Source organism: Rhizobium sp. BK456 (genome assembly GCF_014194045.1).
GTDB lineage: Bacteria > Pseudomonadota > Alphaproteobacteria > Rhizobiales > Rhizobiaceae > Rhizobium > Rhizobium redzepovicii.
Genome location: NZ_JACIAO010000001.1, coordinates 134,737 through 147,466, shown reverse-complemented (window position 1 = coordinate 147,466; position 12,730 = coordinate 134,737). Strand labels below are relative to the sequence as shown.

12 protein-coding genes are annotated in these 12,730 nt (G+C 62.9%); 4 read left to right on the top strand and 8 right to left on the bottom strand.

Going from position 1 to position 12,730, the window contains the following annotated elements; genetic code table 11:
- Positions 1–103: 103 nt before the first annotated feature.
- From cysN to FHX03_RS00775, 3 genes are all read right to left on the bottom strand, one after another.
- The gene (gene cysN, locus FHX03_RS00785) at positions 104–1,600 is read right to left on the bottom strand and encodes a sulfate adenylyltransferase subunit CysN (protein WP_183852011.1); all 1,497 of its coding nucleotides are present in this window, start codon (positions 1,598–1,600) and stop codon (positions 104–106) included.
- 1 nt (position 1,601) lies between these two features.
- Positions 1,602–2,555, bottom strand: a complete 954-nt coding sequence (gene cysD / locus FHX03_RS00780) for a sulfate adenylyltransferase subunit CysD (protein WP_064837453.1) — start codon at positions 2,553–2,555, stop codon at positions 1,602–1,604.
- Between the two features lie 113 nt (positions 2,556–2,668).
- Positions 2,669–3,427 (bottom strand): phosphoadenylyl-sulfate reductase, encoded by a 759-nt coding sequence (locus FHX03_RS00775; protein ID WP_097627499.1) that lies wholly within the window; start codon positions 3,425–3,427, stop codon positions 2,669–2,671.
- Positions 3,428–3,846: 419 nt separating this feature from the next.
- Here FHX03_RS00775 and FHX03_RS00770 point away from each other — a divergent pair, with 419 nt between their 5' ends.
- Positions 3,847–4,293 (top strand): RrF2 family transcriptional regulator, encoded by a 447-nt coding sequence (locus tag FHX03_RS00770; protein WP_003569590.1) that lies wholly within the window; start codon positions 3,847–3,849, stop codon positions 4,291–4,293.
- A 71-nt stretch (positions 4,294–4,364) separates the two neighbouring features.
- On the opposite strand, the gene FHX03_RS00765 is transcribed toward FHX03_RS00770, so the two are convergent.
- Positions 4,365–5,126 (bottom strand): SDR family NAD(P)-dependent oxidoreductase, encoded by a 762-nt coding sequence (locus FHX03_RS00765; protein ID WP_183852009.1) that lies wholly within the window; start codon positions 5,124–5,126, stop codon positions 4,365–4,367.
- Between the two features lie 100 nt (positions 5,127–5,226).
- Here FHX03_RS00765 and FHX03_RS00760 point away from each other — a divergent pair, with 100 nt between their 5' ends.
- Positions 5,227–6,141 carry a LysR family transcriptional regulator gene (locus FHX03_RS00760; RefSeq protein ID WP_183852007.1) on the top strand — a complete coding sequence of 305 codons (915 nt, stop codon included), beginning with the start codon at positions 5,227–5,229 and terminating at the stop codon, positions 6,139–6,141.
- A 43-nt stretch (positions 6,142–6,184) separates the two neighbouring features.
- On the opposite strand, the gene FHX03_RS00755 is transcribed toward FHX03_RS00760, so the two are convergent.
- The 4 genes from FHX03_RS00755 to betI all read right to left on the bottom strand — a co-directional run bounded on the left by FHX03_RS00755 (position 6,185) and on the right by betI (position 11,592).
- Positions 6,185–7,528: a chloride channel protein gene (locus FHX03_RS00755; protein WP_183852004.1), complete on the bottom strand. Its 1,344-nt coding sequence runs from the start codon at positions 7,526–7,528 to the stop codon at positions 6,185–6,187.
- A gap of 118 nt (positions 7,529–7,646) precedes the next feature.
- Positions 7,647–9,296, bottom strand: a complete 1,650-nt coding sequence (gene betA, locus FHX03_RS00750) for a choline dehydrogenase (protein WP_183852002.1) — start codon at positions 9,294–9,296, stop codon at positions 7,647–7,649.
- A 215-nt stretch (positions 9,297–9,511) separates the two neighbouring features.
- On the bottom strand, positions 9,512–10,975 hold the full coding sequence (gene betB / locus FHX03_RS00745; RefSeq protein ID WP_097627509.1) for a betaine-aldehyde dehydrogenase: 1,464 nt from the start codon (positions 10,973–10,975) through the stop codon (positions 9,512–9,514).
- Entirely contained in the window at positions 10,972–11,592 is a 621-nt protein-coding gene (gene betI, locus FHX03_RS00740; RefSeq protein ID WP_246699188.1) for a transcriptional regulator BetI, read from the bottom strand. Before betI ends, betB begins: the two co-directional genes overlap by 4 nt.
- Before the next feature lie 157 nt (positions 11,593–11,749).
- On the opposite strand from betI, the gene FHX03_RS00735 reads away from it, so the two are divergent.
- The gene (locus FHX03_RS00735; RefSeq protein WP_097627514.1) at positions 11,750–12,298 is read left to right on the top strand and encodes an HdeD family acid-resistance protein; all 549 of its coding nucleotides are present in this window, start codon (positions 11,750–11,752) and stop codon (positions 12,296–12,298) included.
- A 161-nt stretch (positions 12,299–12,459) separates the two neighbouring features.
- Positions 12,460–12,702 (top strand): type II toxin-antitoxin system ParD family antitoxin, encoded by a 243-nt coding sequence (locus FHX03_RS00730; protein WP_003587881.1) that lies wholly within the window; start codon positions 12,460–12,462, stop codon positions 12,700–12,702.
- Positions 12,703–12,730: the final 28 nt, after the last annotated feature.

Sequence of the window (12,730 nt, the reverse complement as noted above, 5' to 3'; positions counted from 1 at the left end):
AACGCTGAAATGCGACAGCGCCGTTCGCGAGGAATCCGCCAGTCCGCAGCCTGCGGGTTCGGCCTCACAGAAGGGGCCAGTTTTGCTGGCCCCTTATCTCTCATCAGATATCGCTTGCAGCGCTCGACCAGAGGTCGGCTGCTTCGGCCGCCGTCATGCGGCGCACCTCGGCTTCATGGCTGCGGCTGGCGAAGAGTTCGCTGGCCATGATCTGCTCGGCAAGATCGGCCGGGAGCGAGAGGATGACGCGGCCTTCGCCATTGTGCAGGCCGCCGAGTTCCGTGCGCTTGCCTGTCACCATGCCGCCGGCGACCGTGTTGTTGGTCTCCGGGTCGATCAGGATGAAGGAGCCGGACAGCCGGTTCTGCTCATAGGGGTCGAAGATCGCCGCTTCGTCGAAGACAAGCCGGACTTTGCCGATAGCGTTCATGTAGAGCCGCTGGGCGGCAGTCCAGGTGCCGGTCTTCAGCTCGAGCTGGCTGAGCGGCTGCACCTGGACGCGCTGGCGCCGCGAACCGCTCTTCAGCCAGTAGCGTTTGCCGGGCTCGATGCCCTCGGGCTGCAGCGCGACGATCTGCGCGTCGAAAGCAAGGCCGACCTGCGGCTGAGCGTCGATCGAGACGATCATGTCGCCGCGCGCCACATCGACCTGGCGATCGAGCACCAGGGTGATCGCATCACCGGCGACGGCAGCGTTGCGCACCAGATCGAAGGTAACGATCTTGGAGACATTGGCGACCATGCCGGATGGCAGGATCATGACGCTGTCGCCCGGCTTGACCGAGCCGCCGGCAACCGTGCCCTGATAGCCGCGGAAGCTTTCGCCCGGGCGCGAGACGCGCTGCACCGACAGGCGGAAGCCGACCGTCTGCGACGAGCGCACGGTCGCAAGCTCCAGCGTCTCCACCAGTGTCGGGCCGCTGTACCAAGGCATGGCGGCCTGGCCGGAATAGACGACGTTTTCGCCCTTCAGCGCCGACATCGGAATGGCGGTGATCTGCTTGACGCCGAGCGACAGCGCAAATTCCCGGAATTCATGGCTGATCTTGTCGAAGCCGGCGCGGTCGTAGCCCGTCAGGTCGATCTTGTTGACGGCAAGCACGAATTGCTTGATCCCGAGCAGCGAAGCGATCGTCGCGTGACGGCGTGTCTGGTCGAGAATGCCGAAGCGCGCGTCGACCAGCAGGATGGCGAGATCGGCGGTCGAGGCGCCGGTCGCCATGTTGCGGGTATATTGCTCGTGGCCGGGCGTGTCGGCGACGATGAAGGAGCGCTTGTCGGTCGAGAAATAGCGATAGGCGACATCGATGGTGATGCCCTGCTCGCGCTCGGCCTGCAGGCCGTCGAGCAACAGCGCGAAGTCGGGCAGGCCGAGATCGTTCTGCTTGCCGGTGGAATCGCGCTGCAGCGTGGCGGCCTGGTCTTCCTTGACCGCCTTGGTGTCCCAGAGCAGGCGGCCGATCAGGGTCGACTTGCCGTCATCGACGCTGCCGCAGGTAATCAGGCGCAGCGGGCGCGTGTCGCGCTGGGCCTTCTGCGGCTCGGCGGCGGGCAGGCTGACGACGGTGGCGGCCGAGACGGCGGTTTGGGCTGCGGTCATCTCAGAAATATCCTTCACGCTTCTTCTTTTCCATGGAGCCGGACTGGTCGCGGTCGATGGCGCGGCCCTGGCGTTCGGACACCGTTGCGATTTCGAGTTCGGCAATCACCTCTTCGAGGGTGGTGGCCTGTGAGCGGATGGCGCCGGTCAGCGGGAAGTCGCCGAGAGTGCGGAAGCGGATCATGCCCTCCTGGCGCACTTCGCCGGGCAGCAGTTCGAGACGCGGATCCTCGGCCAGGATCATCATGCCGTCGCGCTCAACGAAGGGCCGCTTCTTGGCGTAATAGAGCGGCACCAGCGGAATGTCCTCGGCCTGGATGTAGCGCCAGATATCGACCTCCGTCCAGTTCGACAGCGGGAAGGCGCGGACGCTCTCGCCCTTGCGGATCATGCCGTTATAGACGTTCCAGAGTTCCGGCCGCTGGTTGCGCGGGTCCCAGCGATGGTCGGGCGTGCGGAAGGAATAGATGCGCTCCTTGGCGCGGCTGGCTTCCTCGTCGCGCCGCGCGCCGCCGAAGGCGGCGTCGAACTGGCCGGCATCGAGCGCCTGGCGGAGGCCCTCGGTCTTCATGATGTCGGTGAAGGCAGCCGATCCATGGGTGAAGGGCGTGATGTTTTCGGCCGCACCGCGCGGATTGATGTGCTCGATCAGGTCGAGATCGTACTTCCTAGCGGTCTCGTCGCGGAAAGCGATCATCTCCCGGAATTTCCAGCCGGTGTTCACATGCAGGAGCGGGAAGGGCACGCGGCCGGGATAGAAGGCCTTGCGCGCCAGATGCAGCAGCACCGAGGAGTCCTTGCCGATCGAATAGAGCATGACGGGACGCTCGAATTCGGCCGCGACCTCGCGAAAGATATGGATGGATTCGTTTTCCAGCGCCTTCAGATGCGGGTCGAGTGGCGCCTTGGCGCTCTGGGGATTGCTGAGTTCCGTATCCGGACGGCTATCGGGCATGTTTTACTCCAGACTGTCGATCCTTTGCGGTTCGCCGCAAAGCAGTTCCTGATGCTGGCTTTCCCAAGGCTGCGGCGGTGGCCGCGCCCGGGTTCGGTAAGCCGTGAAGTTGATTATTGTGCGGCGATGACGGCGGCCTCTTCGGCGACATGCAGGCCGCATTCGCGCGTCTCGTCCTGCTCCCACCACCAGCGACCGGCGCGTTCCGGCTCGCCGGGCTTGATCGCCCGGGTGCAGGGCTCGCAGCCGATCGAGGGATAGCCGCGGGCATGCAGCGGATTGACCGGAACGCCGTTGTCGGACACGAAGGCCTTGATCGCCTCCAAGTCCCAATCGGCGAGCGGATTGACCTTCAAGAGGTGCCGTTCGGCGTCGTATTCGGCAAAGGGCGTCTCGGCGCGGTTGGCCGATTGGCCGCGGCGCAGGCCGGTGATCCAGATCGTTGCCCCTTCGAGTGCGCGCGCAAGCGGCTTAAGCTTGCGCACGCCACAACAGGCATGCCTGGCTTCGACGCTCTCGTAGAAACCGTTGAGGCCATACTGCGCCGCATAGGCGTCGATATCGGCCTTCTCGGGCTCGTAGCGCTGGATCTTTACGTCGTACTGGCTTTCCGTCTCGGTAATCAGCGACAGCGTCTCGGCAAACAGCCGGCCGGTCTGCAGCGTCGCAATATCGATCGGCAGGCGGTGCGTGCCGATCTCGGCGGTGATCACCTGGTCCTCGATGCCGAGCGAGGTGGTGAACACCACGCGGCCCCCGAGGCCGGAGACCAGCGACAGACGTCCGGCCAGGTCGAGACCTGCCAGCTTGTCGTTCAGCGCCTCGGCTTCGGCAATGGGCCCTTCTTCCGCAATCGTATTGATAACAGTCATGAGAATCCTGTCCTTTGTTGACGGGAGTATCGCAGTTCAATCCTGGATCGGACAGAAAAAGGGATTTCGAAAGCTGCGGCCAGAGGAGCAAATATCTCTCCGAAGCTGCCGCAATGCAAAAAAACAGCCGCCCGGGGACAAAAATCCCCGCGAACAGCTGGTATGTCTATAAAAATAGTAGAGTTACACGCGGCCTGTCAATCCGAAATCTGAAGTGATGCCGAAAAAGGTGCAGAAAGGGCGGTTTAAGCGTAGATTGTGACAGTTCGGCCGAGAGGGAAAAACAAGGCCGAAAACGCTTAGTCCTCAAGGCTTTCTCCGGCGCGTTCAAATTCCGTTCATGCTGGTTGTGCCATAGAGGCGAAAGTAATTCCGTAGCGGCGCGGAGATTCGCGCCGCCTGTGTGTCGATGGTCTGAGATGATTACGCAAAAGGCGAAATATGCGCTGCGGGCGCTGACGGTTCTGGCGGATGCCGATGCCGACGAACCGGTGATGATTTCCGATATCGCCGCCCAGCAGAAGATCCCGAAAAAGTTCCTCGAACAGATCCTGCTCGATCTGAAGCATCACGGCATCGTCGTCAGCCGTCGCGGCAAACAGGGCGGTTATCTCTTGCTGAAGCCCGCCCACACCATCACCTTCGGCGAGATCCTGCGCATCATCGACGGCCCGATCGCGCCGCTGCCGTGCCTGTCGATCACCGCCTACCGCCGGTGCGACGATTGCGACGGCGAACAGAACTGCCAGATCCGTCACGTCTTCGCCAAGGTCGCCGACGCCACCCGCAAGGTGCTGTTCTCGACAACCATCGCCGACGCCGTCGGCCCAAGACACGGCGCCGAAGTCACCCGGCTGCTGGCCTAAGCGGCTTTGGCCGGCTATCCCCGGTGCGGTCGCGCGTCTTTTGCTGGGGCAGCGAGACCGGTATCTCCACCCTACGGGCGTAGACCTCCTAGCGTATAGCCGCCATCGACGGTGATTTCTTGCCCGGTGACGAAGGCGGCATCATGGGAAAGCAACCAGGCGACAGTACCTGCGATATCTTCTGACGTTCCATTTCGCCGAAGCGGTGTGTGGGCGGCTAGCCTTGCAGCAAAAGGCGGATCGATAACATCATCCGCCATGGGTGTGAGAATAATCCCTGGATTGATGGCATTGATCCTGACGTTGCGAGGTCCTTGCTCCGCCGCCAGGGTCCGCATCATCGCAAGCAACGCCCCCTTCGTGCTGGCATAGGCTCCAGCACCCGGCATCACGCCGGCTGCTGTCCACGAGGCGTTGATGAGAATGCTGCCGCCTTCCAGGAAGGGCAGGCAGTGTTTGATCGTGAAGAAGGTGCCCTTGAGATTGGTGTCGATCAGCGCGTCGAAATCGTCTCCATCCGTCACTGCCAACGGTTTGAATTCGCCGAGAACTCCGGCATTGGCAAAGACCGCATCCAGCCGTCCGAAGCGTGCGATCGTCTTCTCGACAATCGCGGCGATGGCTTCATTGTCGGCGATATCGCCGGCAATTGCGATGGCCGCACCGCCTGATGCCTCGATCTCTCCAAGCAGTCGATTGATCGGCTCGGGGCGGCGTCCGACGAGGACGAGCTCGGCTCCTTCCGCCACTAGGCGAAGGGCGGCAGCCCGGCCCATCCCCGTTCCAGCACCTGTAATGAGAACCGTTTTGCCGATGAACCGCGTTCGCGTCATGTCTTGCTCCTTGAATGATTGCGTCGAGGCGGTTGTAATTCGAGCACTTACTCATGATAATTGGGGAAAATACGCGATCATTTAAAAGCAGAAGTATTGAATGGGTCTCTTTCGTTCCATGCAGGTATTTGTCACAACCGTCCAGGAAGGCTCGATGAGCGCAGCATCGGGCAAGCTTGGCATCTCGCCGGCAATGGTCGGGCAACACGTCGCCGCACTGGAGGAACGGCTGGGTACGCGCCTCCTCAACCGAACCACGCGTCGGCAGAGCCTGACGGATTTCGGCAAGAGCTATGTCGAGCAGTGCCGGGATATTCTGGAGCGGGTGGCTATTGCGGATCAGGACGCCGAGGCATCGCAGACGAAACCGCGCGGCCTCTTGAAGGTCACGGCGCCGGCGACGTTCGGGGCGGAGGTGCTGATGCCGGCTTTGCAACGCTACCGAGAGATCGCTCCCGAGGTGATGCTGGATATTACCTTGACCGATCGTAACGTCGATATCGTCGAGGAAGGTTTCGACATCGCGATCCGCATCGGGGACCTGCCCGACAGCCGCCTCATCGCGCGTCAGCTCGCTCCCTATCGAATGATGATTTGCGCGTCACCGGATTACCTCGCTCGACATGGAAATCCTGCCCATCCAAGCGCGCTTTCCGGCCACGAAACCATTGGTTTCACCCCGGCGGCGCGCTCGCCCTGGAGGCTGTCGAAAGGCAAGGATGAGGTCGAGGTCGCGCCCAGATTGTCGATCACCGTCAATAGCGGTCAGGCCGTGCGCATGGCCGCTCGTGCCGGATTGGGTGTCGTTATGCAGCCTGCCATCCTGCTGGCTTCGGATATCCGGGCCGGCCTTCTCGTCCAGCTCTTCCCCGATTGGCATCTGCGTGAGCGGCCTATGTCACTCGTCTACCACCGGGATCGGCGCATGACGCCACGCGTGCGAAGCATCATCTCATTCGTCGTTGCGGAGTTTGGAGCAGAGCCGGAGAGTCCGGCAAATCGCCCTGCCGAGTGACCGCAATCGATGCCTTGGGCCGACGTCACGCCTGGTGGCGTGATTAGCTTTCCGCCAGTTCCCTGGCGCGCCGTGCCCGGATCGCCGCGGCAATGAAGACGCGCGACAAGCCGTGATAGAGCGGCTCGCGCGATAGCAGGCGCGAGGTGATGTAGCCGATCATCGACACTGCCATGATCGGGATGACCGCCTCGTGATCCCCGGTCATCTCGAGGATGATGACGAAGGCCGTCATCGGCGCCTGTACGACGCCGGAGAAATATCCGGCCATGCCGAGGATCGCCGCAAGGGCGATGCCACTGCCCATCAATTGGCCGACCGTGCTGCCGAAGCCGGCGCCGATGGCGAGTGAGGGCGCGAAGATGCCGCCCGGGATTCCCGAAATCATCGACAGGAAGCCGGCAACAAGCTTTTCGAGGAAGAAAAGCAGGGGCAGGGGATTGCCCTCGACGGCACCCTTCGCCTGGTCGTAGCCGGTGCCGAAGGTCGTACCACCCGACAGGATGCCGACGGCGGCGACGGCGAGGCCGCAGACGGCCGCCAGCATTACCATCCGCCGCAGCGGTTGCGGCTGCGCAAAGCGGCGCACATGCTGGCCGGCATAGAGCGCCAGCCCGCTGAATGCAGCGCCAAGGGCGCCGCCGCCGATGCCGCAGACGAGCACCAGTTCCCAGTCGCGCAGCGATGCCGGCGCAACGGATGTCGAGCCGAAATAATTATAGCTGCCGGCGAGCCCGAGCGCGGCAAGGCCGGACAGGATGACGGCGGTCAGAACCAGTCCGTTGGCGCGCGATTCATAGGTGCGGCTCATCTCCTCAATCGCGAAGACGATGCCGGCGAGCGGCGTGTTGAAGGCGGCGGCGATGCCGGCCGCAGAACCGGCAAGGATCAGCCCGCGGGCTTGCGCCATGCCGCCGAAGCGAGCGACCGCCAGCATGATCGATGCGCCCACCTGCACGGTCGGTCCCTCGCGGCCGATCGATGCGCCGCTGAGGAGACCGACCACCGTCAGCACGATCTTGCCGAAGACCAGCCGCAGCGACAGCAGGCGGGTGCGGTCTTCCGGATCGCGCAGATGCCGGGCGGCGATCGCCTGCGGAATGCCGCTGCCCTGCGCGTTCGGGAAATACCGTGCGGCGAGATAGGCCGACAGCATGAAACCGAGCGGCGTGACGACGAGCGGCAGCAGAAAGCCCCATTCGCCGGAGGCTGTTATGCCGGCAAAGGCGCGTTGGGCGAGATCGGCCAGCCTGGCAAAGCCGACACTGATGATGCCGATCGCGCAAGCGCCGAACCAGAAGATCAGCCGTGGGCGCCAGAGTGCGAGGGAACCCCAGAGAACACGGGAGCGGCGAAGAAGTCGGGACTTGCGATACAACACTGGCATGCCGGGAGCGGAAGTTGAACAGAGCTTCTTCCTAAACCGGTTTGCGGGGAAAGAACCACCTCTTTCGTCGGAAATCGCCGCCCCCACCAGTCTTCGATCCGCACCATATCTCCAGCCATCACCGATCGCTGACCGCCGCCCTGGGATTGACCCAGGGCTCCTGGTTGGAGCGCGCCAGCGGCTGTTTGCCGAGGATGTGGTCGGCGGCCTTCTCGCCGGTCATGATCGAGGGGCCGTTCAGATTGCCGTAGGTGACGTGCGGGAAGATCGAGCTGTCGGCGACGCGTAGGCCATCGACGCCGATCACCCGGGTCTGCGGATCGACCACCGCCATCGGATCGTCCTTGGCGCCCATCTTGCAGGTGCCGCAGGGGTGATAGGCGCTTTCCAGATGTTCGCGCAGGAAGGCGTCGATCTGCGCGTCGCTCTGCACACCTTCGCCCGGCTGGATCTCCGGCCCGCGATAGTCGTTGAAGGCGCTCTGGCCGAAGATCTCGCGGGTGAGGCGCACACAGTGGCGGAACTTCTCCCAATCCTCGGCATGGCTCATATAGTTGAAGCGCAGCACCGGATCGGCCTTCGGGTCGGACGAACGCAGCGTCACGCTGCCGCGCGACTTCGACAGGTTGTAGCCGACATGCACCTGGAAGCCGTGGCTCTTGGCCGCCGCCTTGCCGTCATAGCTGATCGCCACCGGCAGGAAGTGATACTGGATGTCGGGCTGCTTCAGCCCAGAGGCGGAGCGCAGGAAGGCGCAGGCCTCGAACTGGTTGGAGGCGCCGAGCCCGCCGCGCGAGAGCAGCCATTGTGCGCCGGCCACGCCCTGCCAGAACCACGGCAGCCAGGAATAGAGCGACACCGGCTTGGTGCTGACCTGCTGGAAATAGAACTCCATATGGTCCTGCAGATTGGCGCCGACGCCCGGCCGGTCGGCCTTCACCGTAATGCCCATGTCCTGCAGATGTTGGCCGGGACCGATGCCCGACAGCATCAACAGCTTCGGCGAATTGAACGAGGAGGCCGAGACGATCACCTCGCGGTTCGCCTTCACCACCTCTATTTTGCCGTTGCGTTCGATCTCGACGCCGGTCGCCCGTCCGTCCTCGATCAAGATCCTCTGCGCAAAGCCGTAGACGATATTGACATTGTCCCGCTTCAGCGCCGGTTTCAGATAGGCATTGGCGGCAGACCAGCGGCGGCCGGAAAAGATGGTCTGCTCCATCAGCCCGAAGCCTTCCTGCTTGCTGCCGTTATAATCCTCGGTCGTCTCGAAGCCCGCCTGTTTGCCGGCCTCGACAAAGGCGCGAAACAGCGGATTGGTGAAACCGCCGCGCTGGACATGCAGCGGCCCGTTTGTGCCGCGCCAGCCCTCCTCGCCGCCATGCGAATGCTCCATCCGCTTGAAATAGGGGAGAACGTCGGCATAGGCCCAGCCGCCGGCGCCAAGCTCCTCCCACCGGTTGAAGTCCTCGGCGTGGCCGCGCACATAGACCATGCCGTTGATCGAGGAGGAGCCGCCGATCACCTTGCCGCGCGGCGCAGTGATGCGCCGGTTGTTGAGGTTGGGTTCCGGCTCGGACAGATAACCCCAATTATAGCGCTTCATGCTCATCGGCCAGGCAAGCGCCGCTGGCATCTGGATGAACGGCCCGAAATCGCTGCCGCCCGCCTCGATGACGAGAACGGAATTCTTGCCGTCTTCCGACAGGCGATAGGCGAGGGCGGACCCCGCCGAGCCCGAGCCGATGATGACGAAATCTGCTTGCATGGCGTTCCCTTAAATTCCTTTGCACGGTCCCCGAAGACTTCGGGACATCAAGACCCCGCCCCAAACCCCTCCCACAAGGGGAGGGGCTTAACCTGCGGCACTGCCTCACTCCGAAATCAGCGCCGCAAATGGTGCGATCGAGGGGAGGCAAAACCGGTGCGGCATTCTAGCCCCTCCCCCTCGTGGCGAGGGGTTGGGGAGGGGTCTTCTCACTCTCAATAAGGCGCCGCCACCGGCCCCATGCCGACGTAAACCGTCTTCAGCTCGGAATAATGCTCCAGCGCCGCCAGCGAATTCTCGCGGCCGAAGCCGGATTGTTTCGAGCCGCCGAAGGGGATTTCCACCGGGCAGAGATTATAGGTGTTGATCCAGAGCGTGCCGGCCTCCAGCCGGTCGACGACGCGGTGGGCGCGGGTGAGGTCGGCGGTGAAGACGCCGCCTGACAGGCCGAATTCGCTGGCATTGGCGCGTGTGATGACCTCGTCCTCATCGTCGAAATCGAGCACCGACATCACCGGCCCGAAGATCTCCTCGCGGGCGATGGTCATGTCGTCGGTTACGTCGGCAAACACCGTCGGCTGCACATAATAGCCTTCGCCGGAAACGTTGTTGGGAATACCGCCGCCGGCGACAAGCGTTGCGCCCTCGGCCTTGCCCTTTTCGATATAGGCGACCACCTTCTCGCGCTGTGCCCAGGAAACCATCGGGCCGATCTGCGTCGCCTCATCAAGCGGATCGCCGATCAGCATCGCCTCGGTGCGCGCCTTCAGCCGCTTCAGGAACTCGGTCTTGACCCCCTTCTGCACGAAGACGCGGGTGCCGTTCGAGCAGACCTGGCCGGTGGAATAGAAATTGCCGAGCATGGCGCCGCCGACCGCCGAATCGAGATCGGCGTCGTCGAAGACGATGAGCGGCGACTTGCCGCCGAGTTCCATCGTCACATGCTTGAGATTGCCGGCCGCCGCCGCCGCCACCCGGCGCCCGGTCGGCACCGATCCGGTCAGCGACACCTTGGCGACATCGGGATGGTTGACGAGCAGCGGCCCGGTATCGCGGTCGCCCTGGATGACGTTGAAAAGCCCCTTCGGCAGCCCCGCCTCGTGCAGGATCTCGGCAATCTTCAAGGCGCCGAGCGGCGTGTTTTCCGAGGGCTTGAAAACCATGGCATTGCCGCAGATGAGCGCCGGCGCAGCCTTCCAGCAGGCGATCTGCTGCGGATAGTTCCAGGCGCCGATGCCGACGCAGACGCCGAGCGGCACCCGCTTGGTGTAGGCAAAATCCTGGCCGAGCGGGATATGCGAACCATTGAGGCCGGCCGGTGCGACACCGCCGAAGAATTCGAAGGCATCGGCGCCCGAGGTCGGATCGGCGACAATCGTCTCCTGGATCGGCTTGCCGGTATCGAGCGTTTCCAGTTCCGACAACGCCCGGTTTCGCTCGCGCATGATGTCGGCGGCGCGTTTGAGGATGCGTCCGCGCGCCATCGGGCTCATCGCCGCCCATTCCGGCTGGGCGCGTCTGGCCGCGGCAATCGCCTTCTCGACAATCGCGGGCGTTGCGGCATGTAGCCGGGCGATCACCTCGCCGGTCGCCGGATAGAGGCTCTCGATGACGGTCCCGTCGGTGTCCTCGACATATTCGCCGTCGATGAAGTGCGAGGCTCTCGGCTGGGCTTTCATGTCATTTGTCCTTGGATGTTCGATGTGGTTGTCCCATCTCGGCTGGAAGGGAAGGTGGCGGCCAGAAGCGCATTCAGATAATCCTCTGTCAGTGCGATCGAGGCTTCGATGCCGATCGGTGCCGATTTCAGACTTTGCCTGATGTAGAGCCCGTCGATCATCGCCGCAGCGCCCTCGGCGATGCGTTCTGCGGCGTCGGCCGGCAGCAGCGCCTTGAGATCGGCAAGCAGGTTGGAGCGCAGCCGGCGGGCATAGATCACCAGGAAACGCCGCGTCTCCTCCGAGCGCTGCGCTTCGGCGTAAAAGGCAAGCCAGGCGGCGATCGTGTCTGGCGCGAACTGGTCGGCGTGGAAGTTGACACGGATGACGGCCGAAAGCCGGGCGCGCGGCGTCTGCGCTGCCATCAGCGCCGCCACCGTATCGCTGCGCAGTTGCCTAAGAAGCGAGCGGATCGTCTCGATCAGCAATTGTTCCTTGCTGCCGAAATAATGATGGGCAAGGGCCGGCGACACGCCAGCCTGGCGGGCAATGTCGGACATGGTGACGGCAAGCGAGCCGTGATCGCCGATCACCCGCAGCGCCGCATCAACGAGCGCCTTGCGACGCACCGGCTCCATTCCGACTTTCGGCAAAGCGCCAACTCCTCACGCATTTTCGATAAGGATATTTTTGATTGACTGATCAATCAACAAAAATATTGACCGAATTGATTTCGCGCAGATCTTTTCCAGAGAAACGGGCGCAACATATTCAAAGTTGATCAGGAGGTGTGCCATGACCAGCGTCTTCAACGAAATGCCCGGATCCCCGCTACGGTCGAAATGGGTCTGGTTCCTCGGCCTCGGCGTGCTGCTTCTAATCTGTGGCCTCATCGCTCTTAGCAACCTGCTAATGGCGACCGTCGCTTCGGTCTTTTATGTCGGCATGCTCATGCTGGCGGGTGGCGTCATCTATCTCATCCACGCTTTTCAGGTGCGCCGTTGGGATCAAGTGCTCTTCTGGGCTCTGAGCGGTGTGCTTTACGTGCTTGCCGGCATCTGCGCCTTCATCAATCCTATCTTCACCTCGGCCGCCTTGACTTTGTTTCTGGCCATTGCGCTGCTGGTGGCCGGCATTTTCCGTCTCTGGGTCGGGATGCGGATGCGGCCGCTGAAGGGCTGGCGCTGGATCGCGACCAGCGGCGTCATGACGGCGCTGGCCGGCTTCGTCATCGCGCTGGGCTGGCCGGTGAACAGCCTCTGGATCCTCGGTCTGTTCTTGGCCGTCGATCTCATCATCCAGGGCTCGACCATGATTGCCTTCGGCCTCGGCATGCGCGGCTGAAGCCTTTTTGATACCCCTATTTTGACAAGGGCATGACAGGGGATTAGACTAAAGGGGTATGGACCGATCGCCAAAAGCGGGTGGTCCTGTGTGCGATAGCCGCAAATGGTCATGCGTCCCCCAAAGGCAGGGTTCTGCCTCAATAAAAAGGGAGGAAGTTCATGCCGATGGTCACCGTTTCCATCTCTCCGCAACAGGCAGCGGGCATCCGCGCCGCCGTCGACACAGGCGGCTATGCCTCGAGCAGCGAGGTCGTCCGCGAGGCGCTCCGCCTCTGGGACACCGCCCGCAAGCTCAACGAATTCCGCGACGATGTCCTCGACGACGAGGGCGCTCCGTCCGGCGGCAGATGCGTCGCCGACATGTTCGCTGATCACGAGGCAGAGCGCCGCCGCTCCGCCTGATTAAGCGCCTGATTGTATTCTGAAATTC